The sequence below is a fragment of the Sphaerisporangium corydalis genome (assembly GCF_025506355.1).
GTDB lineage: Bacteria > Actinomycetota > Actinomycetes > Streptosporangiales > Streptosporangiaceae > Sphaerisporangium > Sphaerisporangium corydalis.
Genome location: NZ_JANZYP010000014.1, coordinates 122,470 through 141,920 on the forward strand (window position 1 = coordinate 122,470; position 19,451 = coordinate 141,920).

Sequence of the window (19,451 nt, forward strand, 5' to 3'; positions counted from 1 at the left end):
TCTGTGATCTACCTGAGCGCCATTCTGGTCGTTCTCGCCTTCGGCCTGCTGGTCGCGGGCGTGGTGACCGGAACAGCGGTCCTGGTGATGTGGTCGATCGTGGTCAGCGTGCTGTCCGCGGTCTTCCTGATGATCGGGGCGCTGCTGCGACGCCACGAACTCTTCCCCTCCGGCGGCACGACGGCGGCCACGGCGCCGCCGATGCCTCCGGCGGGCATGGGCGTCGCGGGCGGCTCGGGCCTTCCGATGACGATGGCCGCCACGCACGGGCCCTCATCCCCCCTTCCCCACCCGATGACCGCCTCCCACCAGACGGCGACACTGGCCCGTCCACGAGGCCGCACGGGCCCCGGCCAGCCGGGCTTCCCCGGCCCTGGACAGGCAGGCTTCCCCGGCACAGCCCAGGGAACCCATGCCGGGGCAGGTCACTCAGGAACTCACACCGGGGCAGGGCAGGGAGCCCACTCCGGGGCGGGGCAAGGAGGTCACTCCGGCCGGGGACGGGGCGCCGGACCCTCTCCCGAGGCGATCGTGCTGGTGATCCCCGGGCGTAAGCGGTTCCACCTGCCCGGATGCCGGCAGCTCGCCGGGCGCGAGATCGAGGAGCTCACCTACGAGGAGGCCCGCGAGGAGGGCTTCACCGCCTGCACCACCTGCCTCCCCGACGGCTACACCCCCCAAGTGGCCCGCCGCACCACCCAATCCTCCCCCGCCACCACCCCCCTCCCCGAAACCGGCCACCGCGCCACCCCCGCCCCCCTGCCCGAGGCGGAACGGACGTCCGACGCCAGGCGCAAGCCCGGCACGGCACAGGGCACCGAACCAGGACAAGAGCCTCGGTCCGGACGTGAGACCCCGGCGGTACGCGAGTCTCAGCCGCGGCGCGGAAGCGGATATCGGTCCGACGAGACGCGGCCGGTGACGCCGGTCGCCTCCGAGCAGTCGATGGAGCCGGTCGAGAAGCGTCCCGGGCGCGCCGGGACCCCGACCGGCTCCGCCGCCCCCTCACGCCCTTCAACGGCGACCTCTTCTTCCCCCTCCTCGGCGCCCACCCCGTCCTCGCCCACCCCGTCCACGTCTTCCTCCACCCCGTCCTCGTCCTCCGCCGGCCGCTCCGGTGGTCCAGCCGATTCCAGTGGCTCCGACGCGGCCGGTGAGGAACGCTGGAAGTCCGACGCGTGGTTCTCGGCCCAGGCGGCGAGCACCGACGGCGTGAACGTGAGCCCGGCAGGGGCCCGCCCGGCCGGCAAGGCGCCCGCTGACGACGAGCCCACGAGCGATCCCACCACGGACAAGACACCCGCGAGTAGATCCGCCACGGGCAAGGGACCCGCAGGCACGTCCGCCACGGACAAGGCACTCCCGAGCACTCCCGCCACGGGCAAGCCGCCCCCAGGTACCGGCGAGAAGGACCGTTCACCCGAGGCCCCCGGCCTTTCACCCGGCGCCGCCGGGACAAAGCCCTCGATTCCGGGAACCCCCTCGGTTGCGGGATCCTCGACTCGGCCTGTCCCGGCCGTGAAGGTCCCGGAGGCCGCCTCCCCGTTCCAGGCTTTCAAGCGCCCCGACCCGCCCGCCACCCCGCCGCCCGCGACCGGCAAGCCCTCGGCGACCACCACGAGCCCCGCCGAGCCGGACGACGAAGGCGACGACCCCGTGGTGGTCGTCAGCGCCACCCCCCGCACACCCACCACCCCCAGACCCAGCACGACCAGCACCTCTTCTCCCGGCAAGTCCGACGGTCCCGGCAGGTCCGACGGTCCCGGCAGGTCCGACGGTCCCGGCAGGTCCGACGGTCCCGGCAGGTCCGAGGGCCCTGGCAGGTCCGAGGGCCCTGGCAAGACACCTGACCGCTTCACGACGAGCGCCCGATCCTCCTCGGCCGGGACCCCCTCGGACTCGTCGAGCCCCCCGGAAGTCTCCACGGGACGTCCCACGGAATCCTCGAAGTCCCCAAAGACTCCGAACGCCGCCTCCGAGCCCGCGAAGGACCGGCAGCCGACCACAGGCAGTGGATCCGGTACGAGGCCCGAAGCGCCGAAGCCGGCCACCACGTCCTCCAAGGACCAAGGCCCCGCCAAGGCGACCCCGACGCCTGTCACAGAGGACACCGGCGAGCCGGCCAAGCCCTCACCGGACGAGGCTCCGGCCCGGGGCGGCGATGTCGAGGACAAGCGGTCCGACGACGCTGGCGGCGCGGCGGACAAGCCGAAGGACGCTGACGACAAGCCCAGGAAGGCCGGGCCGACCGTCGAGGTCAAGCGTCCCGTGATCGTCAAGATCATCCCCGGTACCCGGCGCTACCACAGCTCCGCCTGCCCGCTGATCAAGGGATCCGACCCGGCCACCCTGGAAGCGATGTCCAAGTCCGACGCCGAAGCCGCCGGCCTCACCCACTGCTCCGTCTGCGCCAGAGACGACGACTGACCCTCGGTCCTCCGGATATCACGGAAGCCGACGAACTACCGAGCCCCGCCCTCGGCCGGTACGCGGTCGCCTGCCGAGGTGAGCGGCGAACCGCTGGACGACGTCTCCACCCACGGACGATCTTGGCAACGCCGAACGTGACGAAGCTCACGTCCAGCAGTGAGACGGCTCTGCCGGACGGCCTCGCAAGGACTCCGATCAACGAAAAGGGAAGCGCCTACGGCTCGCCGCTCGCCGGCGGCTCGTGAAGAATCCCACGGTCGACGGAAAGCGCGAATACCATGAGCGGCCTCGTCAGCTTTGTCATTCCGGCCGATTTCGTGTCCTCGAGAGTCGCTTTGACCCGTGAGGAATTGGTCTGCGGATACAGAAAAGGCTGGCTCGCGCCGATGGGGCTGACGGAACTCGCCGGAGATGTCCTCCCCGCCCTGTCCGGCCTACCGGCAGAGGAGGAGATGCCGTATCTCCTGCCCAGCGAGGTCGCGCACCAGGTGAACGCCGCTGTCGACGCCGTGGAACTTGACTGCGAAGACCCGAGGACGAACGAAGTCTGGTCGTATTTGGCACTCGCGCATCTGTACGAACGCCGTAACACTGTCTCCGGATTTTTCCAGGTCATCGAGATGATCTGGTCGGATCACGATTACCCGGAGGAAATGTCGGGGTTCATCTATTACATGCCCCCGCCTCCAGGCGGTGAGTACGGGGAACCGGCCATGCTCCGCCGGTTGGCGACCTATCTGTCAGATCAGGCACGACGGTACAGAACCCGAGGTGGCTTCAGGGCCGGATAGGAGCCGGAGCACGGCCACCACCGGCCAGGCGGTCCCCTTTGACGGCTGGTAGAGGCCGTCGGACCTGTGCGCTCGTCGACGTCTGAAAAAGCGATTGCGGTGTCGTTTGGGCGGGCCTAGGCTGCGCGGGCATGACGACGGTGTTGTGTGTGCCTCAGTGGCAAGGGTCCGGGTTGGGTGATTCGCCGCGATTGGCGGTGGGTGCTCTTCGCAGCGCCGAGGTGCTGGTGGCGGATGCTCGCGTCACGGTGCCGGTGCTCGATACAGGGGGTAAGCCCGAGGCGGGCGTACGTGGGCTGGACGTGCTCGTGGAGAACCTGCGGCTGACGCGGGAGGCTCTGGCGGGCATCGACGATGTGGTGATCACCGTCGGGGGAGACTGCGGGGTGGACCTGGCGCCGATCGCCGCCGCCCGCGATCGGTACGGCGATCGGCTGACGGTGTTGTGGATCGACGCGCACCCGGATCTCTACACCCCGCAGACGCTTCCGTCGGGTTCTTTCCACGCGATGGTGCTGCGCACGCTACTGGGCGAAGGCCCTGCGCCACTCGTCCCGGAGCGGCCGTTGGTCCCCGAGCAGGTGATCATCGCGGGGGAGCGGGCGGGCAGTGAGACGGAACACGAGTACCTCAAGAAGGTGGGCATCCGCCGGTACGGTGTCGCCGACCTGGACAAGGTGCTCGACGGTCTCACCGGCCCGGTGTACGTCCACATCGACCTCGACGTGCTCGAACCCACGGAATTCGGCTCTCTCGGCTACCCCGAACCCGACGGGGTGCCGCCCCAACGGCTGATCGACCTGGTCGCACGTCTGGACAACGTGGTGGGCGCGGCCATCACCGAACACATGCCGACCGGCGGCCCCGCCGACGCCGCCGACACCGACGTGATCCGCCGCCTGGGCGCCGCCCTTCCCCTCTGACCAACACACAAGGGCGTTCCTCTGTCCTGCCATGCCGTAGACCTGGATCCTCTGATCGGCTATGTCACAGTCCAGATGCCCTGACCTGCGATGACGGTTACTCGAGCGTGATCTCAATCCGGCCGGTCCGGCTGACCTGCGGACATCGCACTCCGTGATCACTACACGTCCATAAGCGCATTGACAGTGCCGCTGACGCTAATAAAGATGAGGGCGTTTGTGTGTATTTATATGTGCTTTATACGGGGCCGCAGGACGCGGTGTCGCTGGTAGACGGGGTTTTCCGGAGGTTGTGGCGTGCGCCTTCAGCGTGCTCGGATTTGGTTGTTCGCCGTTGTTTCCGTCGCGTTGCTGGTGTCGAGCATCGGGGTGATCACCGATCTGGTGTCACCGTCGGTGCCGGGGGCCTCATCGTCCGAGGAGCGGTCGGTGGAGGGGCGGCCGATCCGGAGGGTCGCCGACGTGCACGGTGTGGAGGACTCCCCGCCTCCGGTGACCGCGTCCGCGCCGCCGGTGGTGCCGAAAGCCGGAGCGGCCGAGGTGGCGGTGGGAACGGCGCCCGCCAGAGCGACCGGGTCGCCGGTGTCGGTGGCGCAGCCGGCGGAACCGTCCGGGAAGTCGGTTCCGGGCAAGGTGCGGGTGGAGACCATCGGGCCCGATGTGGTCAAGCGGCTGGGCGGGACCGCTGTGGGGGTCAGGGTCATCCGCGCCGATGGTGGGAACGTTCCGGGCCGGGTGCGGGTGAGCGTCGACTACTCCGGGTTCGCGGGTTCGTTGCCGGCGGGCGGGGCGGCCCGGCTGGGGTTGGTCGAGATGCCGGCGTGCGTACTGACCGCGCGGCCGGACGCGGCGTGTGCGAAGGCGGCGGAGCGGGCGCGGGTGGTGCCCTCGTCCAATGACCCGGCCGCACGTCAGGTGGTGGCCGAGGTGGAGGCCGGTACCGACGGGCCGGCGACCGGCGGGCAGGTGTACGTGCTGGCGGCGGCCGCCCCGGACTCGGGGACGGGGAACTTCGCGGCGACCGATCTGAAGGCGGCCGGGTCGTGGCAGGTCGGGTTGTCGGGTGGCGGGTTCTCGTACTCGTATCCGATCCCGGTGCCGCCGCCGGTGGCCGGTGAGGCGCCGAAACTGGCGTTGTCGTACTCCTCCTCGGCCATCGACGGGTTGACGAACTACACCAACAACCAGGCGTCGGTGGCCGGGATGGGGTGGGACATCTCGACCGGGTTCGTCGAGCGGCGGTTCCGGGGGTGCGCCGACGACATCGTGGAGACCAGCAAGAACCCTGACCAGCGGAACTGGAAGCACCTGTGCTGGGAGTCCCCGGACGAGAACGACGGTGACTCGGCGACCACCGACTACACCACCTCGCACCTGACGTTGTCGGTGGAGGGCAAGTCGTCGGCGATCGTGAAGGACCGGACCAGCGGCGGGTGGAAGACGGTCGAGGACTATGGATGGAAGATCGAATACCTGACCTCCAGCCAGACCTCGCAGACGTTCTGGGTGGTGACCACGGCCGACGGGACGGTGTACCGGTTCGGGTACCACCGTGACTCGATGTGGCAGACCGCGTTCGTGGGGGACGACACTGGGGAGCCGTGCCGGGACCAGTACTCCAAGACCAGTGCGCCGGGGCTGTGTTTCGCGCCGTGGCGGTGGAACCTGGACCAGGCGATCGACCCGAACGGCAACGTGGTCGACTACACCTTCACCCGCGAGGAGAACTGGTACTGCAAGACCGTCGGCGCGTTGTGCCAGCCGGGGCCGCTGGGGGACGGGCGCGCGTTCCGAGTGGCCTACGACCGGGGCGGCTACCTGTCCCTGGTCGCCTACGGCCGCAACACCAACGTGGCGGCGTCGGCGCACACGGCCAAGGTGGTGTTCAACGCCGTGGACCGGGGGACCCCGCCCTCCTCGGGGGAGCCGTGGGACGACGACACCCCGACCGATCTGGACTGCCCCTCGGGCCCGGCGGATGTGATCACCGCCTGCGACACCCCTGGGCCGGCGTTCTACATCTCCAAACGCCTCGACACCGTGGTCACCTCGGTGCTCAACCCCGCGACCTCCGCCTGGGACCAGGTGTACCGGCTGGAGGCCCGGTACAAATGGGTGTACACCCAGATCATCGGCAGCCTGCCCCCGGCCGGGCCGGTGCTGTGGCTGGACACCCTGCGCCCGGTCGGGCTGGCCGGGACCGGACCCGACATCGCGCTGCCCCCGGTTGACTTCGAGGCCACCCTGCTGGACAACCGGGCCGACTACAACGAGTCCCAGGGCAAGGCCCGCCTGCGGTTCCCGCGCATCTCCTCGGTGTACAACGGGCTGGGCGGGCGCACCGACGTCTACTACGGCCAGGCCAAACCCTGCCCCTTCCCGTCGGGATACCCCACCACCGGGTGGGACACCAACGCCCGGGACTGCTATCTGGCCACCCTGGGCACCTACTACGACTCCAACGGCATCGCCCGCACCTCCCGCGCGGTGTACCTCAAATGGCTGGTCACCCAGACGGTCGACAAGGACCTGGTCGGCGGCTCACCTGACATGCCCACCTTCTATGTGTACGAGGGCACCCCGGCCTGGGCGCGCCCGTTCAACTACATGCGCGCCACCACCCTGGACGGATTCGTCTGCACTCCTCCGGTCACCGGCTATTGCAAGACCCTGACCGAGGACTGGGACGAGTTCCGCGGCTACCAGCAGGTACGCACCATCAAGGGCGCCGGCACCAGCCCCGACGACTTCTCCGTCACCACCACCGCGTTCTACCGCGGCATGTACGACGACCCGCTGACCAACGGCACCGCCAAGCACACCACGGTCACCGACTTCGACGGCAACACCTACAACGACCTGCGCGTCCTGGCCGGCCGCACCCTCCAGGAACAAACCTGGCGCGCCACCACCCTCAACGGCACCGTTCCCGCAGCACCGGCAGCCGCACAAGCCCGCCCAGCCGCCGGGCCCCCGCTTCCCCAGCATTCCGGCTCCCAGCCACGACCGGTCCTCGTCGCAGCAGGCACTCAACCGGCAGTCGCGCCCCTCGGTGCCCGAGTGATCACCGCCGCGTTCACACCCGCCCGCACACTCTTCAGCGGCCTGCGCACCATGCTCGGCACAACCGCGCTCGCCTGCACCTATCCCACCTGGTCACGCACGGGCTTTTACGGCAAGGGCAACCGCGTCACCTGGGTCAACCACACCTGGGAGGCCAAGAACCTCAACATGGGCATCGGCGCCGAACCCGGCGTCGACCCCTCATGGTTAGACCTCGGCGTCTGCGCGACCCCGACCCCGACCCCGACGCCCACCCCCACGCCGACTCCCACCACACCACCCACCACACCCCCGAGCGGTCCCACCCTCGGCGGCTACATCGAGGTCGGCTCGATACGATACGAGTACGCAACCCAGTCGGCTGGCAATGGTCCAGGCATCTACGACCCGCTGCTCATTACCACCAGCCGCCAGGTCTCCCGGGAAGCTGTCACCACCGGCTTCCGCTACACCGACCAGAAGACCACCTACGACACCTACGGTCTCCCCACCAAGGTCAACGACTACGGCCGAACCGGCGACGACACCGACAACACCTGCACCACCACCACCTACGCCCGCAACACCACCAAATGGCTCCTCACCTACCCGGCAACAATCGAACGCCGGGCGGGGGACGCATGTACGAGCGGCACCCTGCTGGGCAGGACCGTCACGCTCTATGACGGCGCCACCACCCCCGCTGCCAACACCCCGGCCGTGGGCAACGCGACCCAGACCCGCGTTTACAGCAGCGACGTCGCCTACGCGACGAACGGCAATGGCTATGACGGTTACGGCCGGACCATCGCGGTCGTCGACGCCGCGAACAAGACCACGAGGATCGACTACACTCCCGCGACCGGATGGCCGTCGGGCGGCATGATGACGACCAACCCCCTCGACCACGCCACGACCAGTTGGCTGTCGCCGCACGATGGCCAGCTCACCCGGCAACGGGACGCCAACGGCAACGAGACCCTGATCGAGTACGACGCCTTGAGCCGCACGACCACGTTGTGGACACCTCAGCAGCCCAAGGGCGGCGGCACCGCCGCGGCGACCGTGGCCTACGCCATCCCCTTCGACGGCAACGTCGGCCAGCCGACGGCGGCGCTGAAGACCACGGTGAAGAAGCTGCGGTCCGGTTCCGGCGGCGCGGCCGTGTGGTCCGCCGAGCACGCCTACATCGACGGGTTCGGCCGTCCCCGGGAGCAGCAGTCGGCGTCGCCGGCGGGCGGGCGCATCGTCACCGCCGTCGCCTACGACGCGCGCGGCCTCACGGCCGCCAACTCACAACTCGCCCACAACCCCGACGGAGCGGGCAGCGGCCTGCTGAACCCCGCGTTCACCAGCCTGCCCCAGTGGGCCAAAACCGTTTACGACGGCGCCGAGCGGATCGTCGCGCAGGTCGAGTACACCGGCGCGAGCGAGTTGCGGCGAACGAGCATCGCCCACTATGGCGACCGGTACGACGTCCAGCCCCCTTCCGGCGGTAAGAGCGTCTACTGGACCGACGCCCGCGACAAGATCGTGAAGATCGAGGAATGGGTGGACGGCACCGTCCACCAAGACACCTCGTACACATATGACACCGATGGCCAGCTCACCCGGATGGTGGACGCCAACGGCAACATCCGCACCCTCACCTATGACATCCTCGGCCGCCGGACCGCCGCACACGACCCCGACGCCGGGGACAGCGAGTACGACTACGACGCGGCCGGGCGGCTGAGCTGGACCAGGGACGGGAACGGCCAGAAGGTCTCCTACAGCTACGACGATCTGGGCCGCAAGACCGCGCAGTGGGCCGGAGACGCTGGCACTGGGACCAAGCTGACGTCCTGGGTCTACGACACCCTGGCCAAGGGCCAGCCGACCTCCTCCACCCGCCATGTCGGCGCGAACGCCTACATCGATAAGTTCACCGGATACGACACGATGGGGCGGCCGACCGGCTCCACTCTCACCATCCCGGCGTCGGAGGGTCTGCTGGCGGGCGACTACGTCTTCACCACGAACTACAACACCGCTGGAGAGGCGGCCGAGGTGGAGATGCCCGCCGTGGGCGGGCTGCCCAAGGAGAAGGTCACCTCCACCTTCACCGAGCTTGGTCTGGCCAAGGGACTGACCTCGAACCTCGGCGGTGGGTTCACCTACGTCAAGGACACTCAGTACACACCGACGGCTCGGATGGCTGAACGGACCTACGGGGCGACCGGGAAGATCAAGCGAACCCTCGGCTGGGACAACTCCACGGGACTGCTCGAGTGGGTCACCACCACGGCTAAGGCTGACACCGCTACTCCTCAGCTCACGCAGGCCGATCAGTATTCCTACGACGTCTCCGGCCAGATCAGCAGGGTCCTGGACGCGGCGTCCGCCGTCTCGGGCGGCACGGCGGGTCAGTTGGAATGTTTCTCCTACGATGGGCTGCGCAGGCTCTCGGCCGCGTGGACCACCACCGCCTCGTCCTGCGCGGCGGGTGCGGGAGGCGCCGACGGGCTAGGTACCGACCCCTACAAGCAGCAGTACGGCTACGACCCGGTCGGCAACACCACCACGCTGACTGACAACGGCCAGGTCTCGACCTATCGCTACCCGGCGGCCGGCCCATCCGCAGTCCGTCCCAACGCCGTAACCTCCGTCGACCGGCCGGGCGGCGGGACCGACAGCTACACCTACGACAACGCCGGCCGGCTCAGAACTCGCTCGGTGGCGGGCAAGCCGGCCACCTTCGACTGGAACGAACTTGGTCAAATGACCAAGGTCACCGTCGACGGCCAGGACACCTCGATGGTGTACGACGCCGACGGCGAGCGTCTCATCCGCCGTGACCCCGGAGGCAAGGTCACGCTCTACCTGGGGTCCATGGAGGTTGAACTAGCAGGTGGGCGGCTCACCGGCAAGCGGTACTACAGCGCCCCTGACGGGGCCGTCGTTGCCGTCCGCATCGGCGATATAGATCTGAAGTGGATGGCGTCAGGTCTCCAGGGCAGTCGGCAGCTGGCCATCGACGATGCCACCGGCCAGATCAACCGGGAACGCTACCTGCCCTACGGCAAGCGCAGGGGCATCGACGATCTGAGCTTCACCGATCAGGGTTTCCTCGGCAAGGTGGAGGACGACTCCACTGGTCTGGACTACTTGTCCGCCCGGTATTACGACCCCGGCCTCGCCCGGTTCGTCTCGACCGATCCGCTTCTCGACCTCACCAAGCCGCAGTGGGCCAATCCCTACAGCTACGCTGGCGACGACCCCATCGGGTCGTCCGATCCGGACGGTCTGAAGCCCGAACCGGACTGGGGATATCCCGCGCCGGAGGCCTGCCCGCACAAGTGGACCACGAGAACCTGTCAAGAGTATCTGAGGACGCATTACTGGGACGGCCAGGGATGGCGCCAGAAGACGGCCGACCAAATAAGGGCGGAACGCACTCTCGGCACCACAGGGGCCATCATCGTTCCGGACGGAGTGGACTTCGAGGAGTTCAAAAAGAAGTGGGAGGAACTCTACGGAGAATTCGTCTACAAGGACAACAAGGAATTCTGGTGGAATGTCCAGCAGGAACTCGCCGCCGCCAGGAAGGTCTGTGAGTCCATCGGGGCTGATAAGTGCGGGGCGGAGTGGTACACACATCTGGTCATGGCCCACACCGAGGTCGCACGCGAGCACAACATCACCTTCGAGGGCAGCGGGCTCGGCGGCGGGCGCGCTTTCAGAAACCTGATGCGGTACCTGCGGCCCGGATACGGCCTGAGGTACGTCTGGTATAACAAACATCACCAGAACTCGAAGGGAGGAATTTCCAAACCTCCCACGGACGGTCAGCGCGCGCTCGAGCGCTCCGTGCCGGTGACGGAACAGACCAGGGTCGCCTACGATCCGGGCACCGGAGAGTTCGTCGTCCTGAATCCCACAAGGGCGGAGACCGGCGAATGGCACGGGCACGCGCGGAAGTGGAAGGACCTGGAAGAGGTCGATCGGCGGGCGCTCATCAAGGCCGGAATAGTCAACAGGAAGGGTAAGCCGTTACGGTGACAAGTAACGGGTATTCGTGCACATCAGCTTGACATGGATGAGCCGGTCGACATTTGGATCGGCCGGCCTGTGGGGCCGGGAGGCGGAGGGACGATTGGATTGGGAGAACGGCAGTGATCTCATACGGTGTGATGATCCAAGGGAGGTCGAGGCTGCGTTCGAGCGGGGAGAGCGGTTCGTCGGGATCGCGGTCATGGGGCTGGCCTTGTCCGTCGCGGATGCCGGGGTCGTGGAACCGCTGGTCGTTCGAGCCATGCGGTCAGCGCGTGTGGAGGTCCGCCTGCAGGGCCTGACCGCCCTGAGCCACATGGCGCGGATCACCGGTGAGGTCGACCGGACGACGCTCGCGCTCCTTCGGACGCTGATGCGTAGTCCCGACGCGCAAGTCGAAGAACATGCCCGCCACGTCGTGGGAGATATATGGATCTTCGTTCCGCACTCTCGGCTGCCGGCCTGGTTGCATGTCCGGGCGAGGATCCGCGCCCTGCGCTTCTGGCTGGAACGGTGCTGGTGGGGGATCACCGGGCAATACAAATAGGCCGCTCGTCACCGAACTATTCCGTCGATGGCGGTGGCTTTCGGAGCTATGGCGGTGAGCCGGGCGCGGGTTGCGTCCACGGAGGTGGTGTATGGGTTTTCGCTGGTAGGCGGCGTGGCGTCATGGAATGAGGACGGCCATCGCGTGATCCTTCAGATTGCTAAACCAAGATCGAAGGAGATCAGAGCGATGGCCGTGAACGACTGGGCCGCCCCGATGAAGTTGGAGGCTAGATCGCTTGGTTCTCGATCACCCGGCCGGTGCCGGCGGTTGATTGATGGAACGTCTCCTCGTACTCGGCCGGAGGAACGTTCCCGCAGTAAGAATATAGCCTTTCGGCCCGCTGTATAACAGCGCGACCGCAGGCGCGGGCCTGCTCAACCCCTCGATGGCTGACATGCCCTCATGGGCGAAAACGGTCTTCGACGGCGCTGGCCGGGAGGTCGCCAAGATCCAGTACGGCGGCGCGGCGGAGGTGCGCCGCTCGGCCACCGTGTACGCGGGAGCGGACCAGCACACCGTGACGCCGCCACTTGGTGGCAAGACCACCTACACGACGAACGCCGCCGGGAAGATCACCGGGATCTCGGAGCAGTTCGGAACTCAATGGCTGAACAGCGCACGCGAATATGACGCGCTCGGGAACCTCACCCGGATGACCGACGCCAACGGCAATGCGCGCAAGTTCACCTATGACTGGGCCAAACGGCGGGTCGCCCTGACCGATCCCGATTTCGGGGCCACCACGGCCGCTTATGACCCGGCCGGGAACCTCACGTCCGCGACCGATGCCAAGGGCGTGACGATTTCCACCGTGTATGACGACCTTGGGCGGAAGAAGGAACAATGGGTCGGGAACCCCGGCTCCGGCACCAAGGTCGCAGAATGGGTCTACGACACCCTGTTCAAGGGAGAGCGCACCTCGGCGACGCGATGGACCAGTGGACAGGCCTACACGGACACCGTGACGGACTACGACGCGGACTATCGCCGTCTCGGGTCGACTCTGACGATCCCCTCCACCGAGGGCCTGCTCGCGCGCACTTATACGTTCAAGGTGGGGTATGACAAGGCGGGCCGGGAGAACTCCAGAACCTTCCCGGAGGCCGGAGGATTACCGGAGGAGACGATCGCAACCACGTCCAACGACGTCGGGCTCCCGACCGGATTGTCTTCCGACTTCGGGGGCGGTCTCACCTACGTGAAGACCACCGGCTACTCGCTTACAGGCAAGTTGTCATCGCGTGACCTCGGAGACTCGGCGAGTGTGCGGCGGACGCTGACCTGGGACCCTGCGACGAACGCGATCACGTCCGTCAAGACCGTGTCGAGCGCCGGGAACACCCCGTCCGCCACCGTTCAGGAAGACCAGTTCTCCTACGACTTGGCCGGTTCCCTCGCCTCGATCCTGGACAAGACCGGAACACCGGCGCCCCAGATGGAATGCTTCGGGTATGACATACGGCGCCGCCTTGCGTCTGCGTTCACGACGACGGGGGCGTGCACGGGTGGACCGGCGTCGGGCGGTCCCGATCCGTACAGTCTTTCCTACACCTACGACCCGGTCGGCAACATCAAGTCCGTGGCCGATTTCGGGCAGGCGGCGGCGTACGACTATCCGGCACCCGGTGCCGGGGTGGTGCGGCCGAACGCCGTGGGTTCGATCACGCGGGCGTCTGGAACGGACACGTACACCTACGACGCGAGAGGCCAGCTGACGTCGCAGCTCGTCAGTGGCACGCCGTCCACATTCGACTGGAACGAGCTCGGGCAAATGGCCAAGGCGACGGTTGGCGGCGCGATTTCGGAGGAAGTCTACGACGCCGAGGGTAAGCGCCTGATCCGGCGAGAGTCCGGCAAGACGGTGCTCTATCTCGGTGCCATGGAGTTGGAGCTCGCCAACGGAAAGGTCACTGGCAAGCGTTACTACCAGACGCAGGACGGTGCCGTCGTGGCCATGCGCACGAGCGGCCGCACAGGCGTCACGTGGTTGCTCGCCGGGCCTCAGGGCAGTCAGGAACTCGCCATCGACGACACCACAGGAAAGGCCGACCGCCAGAAATACATGCCTTTCGGCGCCCGGCGAGCCGGACGGGACGCGTTGCCGGGTACGGATCACGGATTCCTCGGCAAGACGGAGGACGACGCCACCGGGCTCGTGGATCTCGGTGCTCGCTATTACTCACCGGCGATCGCGAGGTTCGTCAGCACCGATCCACTGCTGGCGGGTGATCCTTCCGAGCAGCAACTCGCCAATCCCTATTCCTATGCCGGCGACAACCCTCTTCAGCTGTCCGATCCGACGGGGCTTTTCCCGCAGGCACAGAACGGTTCCCTCCTGTGTCTTCCGACTGACCTTCTGTGCTCGATCGACGCGCAGAACCAGGCACTCGATAGCGAAGAGCTGGCCGGACTTCAGCAGGAGCGGCAGGGATCAAGTCAGCTGCTCGCCGAGCTGAATGGAGCTGAAACCGTGCAACGGGGCAGCGTGGCGAAGACCGTCTTGCCGAAGAAGGAATGCGAAGGGGTATCAGACGAGTCCTGCAGCCTCTTCTTCTACGCTTCCAGTAAGGCGATGCAGCTGACCGATTCCAGCTACAGTAAGCCCGATGGATGTAAGAAGAACAAGCGGTGCTACAAGAACGCGATGCGGCATTGCATACAGCAGGTTGCGTTGACGGACATGTGTGGTCTCAAAGACGCTCAGAGGATGGCAGAGAATCACGAAAAGGGTAATGACATGTCCAACCCTAATGTGGTCCGTGACACCATGGTCGATAAGCATAACAACACGGTCAGTCAGCGAACGGCTCTGGAGAATCTCAGCGAGTTAAGGGCGATCCGGACCGGCAAGGGCTCGCGCGAGCAGAGAGAGGCGAAGTACTGGGGGTATGTGAAGGACCTGTGTCAGTCGGTGTGGGACTCCAAGGAACTGCGGTGACCGGCTCACCAACCTCGGCATACTCCCCGGTCACGGCCTTCAACGCACTCGTGCTGACAATGTAGAGGGGCGGCTGATATGCGCTCTCGAACGGTGAACATGATCGTCGGCTCTGCGTTCTGCGGGGTCGTCTTGATCGGAGCGGTCCTCTTCACGAGGGCGAAGGCATGGTACGACTTCGTGGCAGACAGGCCGGACTCGGCGTGTGTGGCGCAAAGCGCCGCTGACAACGAGCGGTTGAGTACGGCGATCACGCCGTACCTGCCGCCGGGGACTGCCGCCGGCCTGTCCGGCGCGCACGGGTGCGGGCCACCGAAAAGCGGTGCCTGGATCGGGACCGATCTTCCTGGCATCACGATCAAGGACGCCCTGCGAGGGTTCCGCGCTCCGGCCTGGACTCCGGTCTCGGCGAGTGAGGCCCAGGAGTACGCCGAGGATGACGAAGTGGCCATCGCTGTGACGGGCGATGTCGACGGCCGGAAGGCGGACGTCTACGCGACGCAGCCCAAGTCGGGTGTAGGGCCTGTGACCATCACGGCCTGGTTCGACGAGTGAAGGCGGCGTTCAATGAGCCCTTTGGTCGGTGGGGGTGTTTCTTAGGTAGGTGAGGACGGCTAGGACGCGGCGGTTGGTGTGGTCGTCTGGGGGGAGGCCGAGTTTGGCGAGGATGTTGCCGACGTGTTTGCCTACCGCGGCTTCGGAGACGACGAGCAGGCGGGCGATGGCGGCGTTTGAATGGCCTTCGGCTACCGAGGCCAGGACCTCGCGTTCGCGGGTGGACAGGGTCGCGAGCGGGTCGCTCTGGCGGCGGAGGAGCCGGCGGACGACCTGGGGGTCCACGACGGTGCCGCCGTCGGCGACCTGGCGGAGCGCGGTGACGAAGTCCTCGACGTCGACGACCCGGTCCTTGAGCAGGTAGCCGATGCCTCGTCCGTCGCCGGAGTCGAGCAGGTCGGTGGCGTAGGCGTGCTGGACGTACTGGCTGAGCGCGACGACGGCCAGGCCGGGGTGGGCGCGGCGCAGGTCGACGGCGGCGCGCAACCCTTCGTCGGTGAACCCCGGGGGCATCCGGATGTCGGTCACCACCAGGTCGGGGACGTGTTCGGCGACCGCCGCCCGTAGCGCGTCGGCGTCGCCGACCGCCGCGACGACCTCGAACCCGAACCTCGCGAGCAGCCCGGCGAGGCCTTCCCTGAGCAGTACACCGTCCTCGGCGAGGACTACTCGGATGGGAGGTCGTCCGGCGTGCAAGGGATCTCCACACGTAGCAGGGTCGGTCCGCCGGGCGGGCTGGACAGCGCCAGCGTGCCGCCGGTCACCGCGACCCGGTCGGCCAGGCCGGTGAGCCCGGTGCCCCGTCGCGGGTCGGCCCCGCCGTGACCATTATCGCGGATCTCCATGGTCAGCGTGCCGGCGTGGCGGGGGGAGCCGTCCGCCGCTGTGGTGTTCGTGCCGGTGCGGCGGAGGGAGAGGGACGCCGAGGTGGCGCCGCTGTGTTTGACGATGTTGGTCAGTGCCTCGGCGGCGACGAAGTAGGCGGTGGCCTCGACGTGGGACGGGGCTCGTACGGGCAGATCGGCCCGCACGGTCACCGGGATGGCCTGCTGTTCGGCGAGCTCGCGGAGCGCGGCGGGGAGGCCGAGGTCGGTCAGGATCTGCGGGTGGATGCCGTGGATCAGCTCGCGCAGCTCGGCCATGAGCTGCTTGGCCTGGCCGTGGGCGTCGGTCACCGCCAGGGCGGCGGGTGATCCGGGGGGCAGGTCGAGGCGGGCGAGGCCGAGCTGCAGGGTGAGGCTGATCAGGCGCTGCTGGGCGCCGTCGTGCAGGTCGCGCTCGATCCGGCGGCGCTCGGCCTCGAACGCGTCCACCAGCCGCATCCTCGACCGGGACACCTCGACCAGTTCGGCGCGCAGCCGCCCGCCCGGGCCGCCGCCCAGCAGCGTGCGCGCCAGGGCGCCGTGCGCTCCGGCGAGCAGGGCGAGCACGTAAGGCACGGCCGGGAGGAGCGCGACGGCGGCCAGCGCGTAGGGCACGGCCTCTCCGACGGTGCCGACCTCGCCGAGGCCGAGGGACACCGGGGCGCCGGGCGTCACCACGAACGTCGCGGCGAGGGACGCGCCGACCAGCAGCACCGGCGTCAGCACCACGCCGTACGCCAGGGGGATCACTGTGGCCAGGAGGAACGCGTACCCGAGCTCGCACCAGGTGGCCGGCTCGGTGTACCTGGTACGTAGCCACCCGGCCGGGCCCGTGCCGCGCGGGCGTTGGTGCGCCGAGGCGGCCGGGCGGGCGTCGACGACGCGCAGCCGCCGGCGTTCCAGCTCGGCCAGCGGAAGGGCTACCAGCGGGCCGAGCGACGCGACCAGTGTGATTCCGAGCAGGACGAGGGACGTCGCCGCCAGGGCGGACGGACGGCCGTCTTCCGCGCCGGCGCGCCGCAGGAGCAGGAGCCACGGCAGGCTGAGCAGGCCCAGCGGGAGAGCGGCGGCGAGGGCCGCGGGCGGGGTCGTCAGCACGTACGCCAGCGACCGCCACGGCCACGCGGTGACGAGGAACGCGCGCCGCGCGACGGCCTCCAGGGGGTTGCGCGCGCGCCGGATGTTCGCCGCCGGTGTGGGTTTCTGGCCGGGGTCATCGTTCGGGGTGGGTGCGCGTCGTGGAGCGGGATTCTGCTGGTGGACGGGCACCTGGCCACGCTAGCTTGTCGCCGCCGCTCGTGCCCATACGCCTGGGCGTTGGTCGCGAGGTGGGGCTGGGCATACCCGATGACGCCTACTGGTGTCAGTGCCCGTCGTGGGTGCCGCGTGGTCTTCTCACCTTCAGTCGAAGAACTGGAGTTGGTGTGAAGATCTTGTTGAGGACGGTTTGTTTGATGGTGGCCGTTGCCGCCGGGGTGGGTGGGTGTGCCGATATTTCGGCGATCAATGAGGCGCGGCAGGACCGTCGTGCTTTTTCGTTCTCCGGGACGAAGCTCACGATCGACAATGACGAGGGCGATCTGCGGCTGGTGGCCGGTAAGGCCGGTTCGGTCGATGTGGAGCGGTCGCTGACCGGGAAGGCGACGCTCGACGGCAACGCGACATGGTCGCTGGGCGGCGGGACGTTGCGCCTCACCGTCGTCTGCAGCGGGCTGGTGCCGGACTGCGGCGGGCGGCACATCGTCCACGTGCCCCCCGGAGTGGCGCTCACCGTGGTGAGCGACGGCGGGCCGGTGCGGGCCGTCGGGCTCGCCGCGGACCTGACGGCCGAGGTGGCCGAGGGCTGGCTGCGGGTCGAGCGGCCGTCCGGCACGCTGCGGCTGCGCGCCGAGAACGACGTGGAGGTCACGGGCGCCCGCTCGGCCGACGTCAGCGCCACGTCGACCGATCGGGACGTCGCGCTGACGTTCACCGGCGCGCCCGGCCGGGTCGAGGCCAGGGCCGGTAACGGGTCGGTCTCCGTCACCCTGCCCGAGGGCCCGGAGACCTACCGGATCACCGGAAACCCCAAAAACCCCTCCGGGGACGACAAGGACGCCTCCGATGACCCTGGCGGCGTCGGTCCGTCCGATCTGCGGAGCGATCCGGCGAGCCGGCGGACCGTCGTGGTCGCCGCCGGACGTGACGTCCGCGTGCGGAAGGGCCGCTGATGCCGGAGCGGGTCGATGTCCTCCAGATGTGGCGGGGCGTTGATGGTGGGGGTCGGTGTCGTCGAGGTGTGGCGTGTGCGGAGGGGGCGTTGATGGTGGAGGTCGATGTCATCGGGGCCTGTCGCGTACGGAGGGGTCGCTGATGTTGGAGTTGGTCGAGGTCAGCAAGGTTTATCGCGGGGGGAAGCGGGCGGTGGAGGGGGTGACGTTGCGGCTCGGCGCGGGGCTGGTGGGGTTGCTCGGGCCCAACGGGGCGGGGAAGTCGTCGCTGATGCGGATCGCCGCGACCGTGACGCGCCCGACCGGTGGACGGGTGCTGTTCGACGGCACCGACGTCGTCGCCGACCCTGGCGCGCTCCGGCGGGTCCTCGGGTACCTGCCGCAGGACTTCGGCGTCTACCCCAACCTGACGGCCCGCGAGTTCCTGTCCTACCTGGCGGCAGTCAAGGGACTGTCCGCGCGGTCGGCGCGGGCACGGATCGGGGAGCTGCTGGAGCTGGTCAACCTGACCGAGGCGGCCAAGCGTCCGCTGGGCGCGTACTCGGGTGGCATGCTCCGGCGGGTGGGCATCGCGCAGGCCCTGCTCGGCGACCCACGGGTGATCATCGTGGACGAGCCGACCGCCGGCCTCGACCCGCAGGAACGCGTCCGGTTCCGCAACCTGCTCAGCGACCTGGCCGCCGACCGGGTGGTGCTGCTGTCCACGCACATCGTGTCCGACGTCGAGTCGGTGGCGGGCGACATCGCGATCGTGGCGCGGGGAAGGCTGCTGCGGCGTGGCACCCCCGATGAGCTGCTCGCCTCGGTCGCCGGGCAGGTGTGGGAGGTGACCGTACCGCCCGCCGAGGCCGGCGCGATGCGGGCCCGGCACCTCGTCGGGCGCACGGTCCGCACGGCGGCGGGGGTCCGCGTACGGCTGCTGTCCCCAGGGCCGCCGGCACCGGGGGCCGAACGGGTGGCGCCCGACCTGGAGGATGCCTACCTCGCCGTCGTCACCGGACAGGACACCGCCGAGGCGCTGGGGAAGGGCCGATGAGGCCGCGGGTGCTCGGGGCGTTGGCTGTTGCGGATTTTCGGGAGCGGGTGCGGCGGCCGGTGTACGCGGTGATCCTTTTGG

General features: G+C 68.3%; 11 protein-coding genes. 9 read left to right on the forward strand and 2 right to left on the reverse strand.

Translation table 11 applies throughout. The features are described 5' to 3' along the window. Positions 1-3: 3 nt before the first annotated feature. The 7 genes from NYZ98_RS13010 to NYZ98_RS13040 all read left to right on the forward strand — a co-directional run bounded on the left by NYZ98_RS13010 (position 4) and on the right by NYZ98_RS13040 (position 15,261). Positions 4-2,427 carry a hypothetical protein gene (locus NYZ98_RS13010; protein WP_262842957.1) on the forward strand — a complete coding sequence of 808 codons (2,424 nt, stop codon included), beginning with the start codon at positions 4-6 and terminating at the stop codon, positions 2,425-2,427. A gap of 281 nt (positions 2,428-2,708) precedes the next feature. Then, positions 2,709-3,221 carry a DUF2247 family protein gene (locus tag NYZ98_RS13015; RefSeq protein WP_262842958.1) on the forward strand — a complete coding sequence of 171 codons (513 nt, stop codon included), beginning with the start codon at positions 2,709-2,711 and terminating at the stop codon, positions 3,219-3,221. A 131-nt stretch (positions 3,222-3,352) separates the two neighbouring features. After that, positions 3,353-4,144, forward strand: a complete 792-nt coding sequence (locus tag NYZ98_RS13020) for an arginase family protein (protein ID WP_262842960.1) — start codon at positions 3,353-3,355, stop codon at positions 4,142-4,144. 324 nt (positions 4,145-4,468) lie between these two features. Further along, positions 4,469-11,227 carry an RHS repeat-associated core domain-containing protein gene (locus NYZ98_RS13025; RefSeq protein ID WP_262842962.1) on the forward strand — a complete coding sequence of 2,253 codons (6,759 nt, stop codon included), beginning with the start codon at positions 4,469-4,471 and terminating at the stop codon, positions 11,225-11,227. Between the two features lie 37 nt (positions 11,228-11,264). After that, a complete protein-coding gene (locus NYZ98_RS13030) occupies positions 11,265-11,765 on the forward strand; it encodes a hypothetical protein (protein WP_262842964.1) in 501 nt (166 codons plus the stop codon). A 388-nt stretch (positions 11,766-12,153) separates the two neighbouring features. After that, positions 12,154-14,706 (forward strand): RHS repeat domain-containing protein, encoded by a 2,553-nt coding sequence (locus NYZ98_RS13035; RefSeq protein ID WP_262842966.1) that lies wholly within the window; start codon positions 12,154-12,156, stop codon positions 14,704-14,706. Positions 14,707-14,799: 93 nt separating this feature from the next. Continuing rightward, the gene (locus tag NYZ98_RS13040; protein ID WP_262842967.1) at positions 14,800-15,261 is read left to right on the forward strand and encodes a hypothetical protein; all 462 of its coding nucleotides are present in this window, start codon (positions 14,800-14,802) and stop codon (positions 15,259-15,261) included. A gap of 9 nt (positions 15,262-15,270) precedes the next feature. Here NYZ98_RS13040 and NYZ98_RS13045 read toward each other — a convergent pair whose 3' ends face one another. Both NYZ98_RS13045 and NYZ98_RS13050 read right to left on the reverse strand, forming a co-directional pair. Further along, positions 15,271-15,957, reverse strand: a complete 687-nt coding sequence (locus NYZ98_RS13045; RefSeq protein ID WP_262842968.1) for a response regulator transcription factor — start codon at positions 15,955-15,957, stop codon at positions 15,271-15,273. Then, entirely contained in the window at positions 15,927-17,393 is a 1,467-nt protein-coding gene (locus tag NYZ98_RS13050; RefSeq protein WP_262842970.1) for a sensor histidine kinase, read from the reverse strand. Before NYZ98_RS13050 ends, NYZ98_RS13045 begins: the two co-directional genes overlap by 31 nt. A gap of 185 nt (positions 17,394-17,578) precedes the next feature. On the opposite strand from NYZ98_RS13050, the gene NYZ98_RS13055 reads away from it, so the two are divergent. After that, complete coding sequence (locus NYZ98_RS13055; protein WP_262842972.1) at positions 17,579-18,334, forward strand: DUF4097 family beta strand repeat-containing protein; 756 nt, start codon at positions 17,579-17,581, stop codon at positions 18,332-18,334. 142 nt (positions 18,335-18,476) lie between these two features. Beyond that, positions 18,477-19,370: an ABC transporter ATP-binding protein gene (locus NYZ98_RS13060; protein ID WP_262842973.1), complete on the forward strand. Its 894-nt coding sequence runs from the start codon at positions 18,477-18,479 to the stop codon at positions 19,368-19,370. Positions 19,371-19,451 lie beyond the last annotated feature (81 nt).

What these genes read in the sequence shown, in the direction of transcription:
- NYZ98_RS13015 (WP_262842958.1), top strand. Translation starts at nt 2,709, where the DNA reads ATGAGCGGCCTCGTCAGCTTTGTCATTCCGGCCGATTTCGTGTCCTCG.
- NYZ98_RS13020 (WP_262842960.1), top strand. Translation starts at nt 3,353, where the DNA reads ATGACGACGGTGTTGTGTGTGCCTCAGTGGCAAGGGTCCGGGTTGGGT.
- NYZ98_RS13030 (WP_262842964.1), top strand. Translation starts at nt 11,265, where the DNA reads ATGAGCCGGTCGACATTTGGATCGGCCGGCCTGTGGGGCCGGGAGGCG.
- NYZ98_RS13035 (WP_262842966.1), top strand. Translation starts at nt 12,154, where the DNA reads ATGGCTGACATGCCCTCATGGGCGAAAACGGTCTTCGACGGCGCTGGC.
- NYZ98_RS13055 (WP_262842972.1), top strand. Translation starts at nt 17,579, where the DNA reads ATGGTGGCCGTTGCCGCCGGGGTGGGTGGGTGTGCCGATATTTCGGCG.
- NYZ98_RS13060 (WP_262842973.1), top strand. Translation starts at nt 18,477, where the DNA reads ATGTTGGAGTTGGTCGAGGTCAGCAAGGTTTATCGCGGGGGGAAGCGG.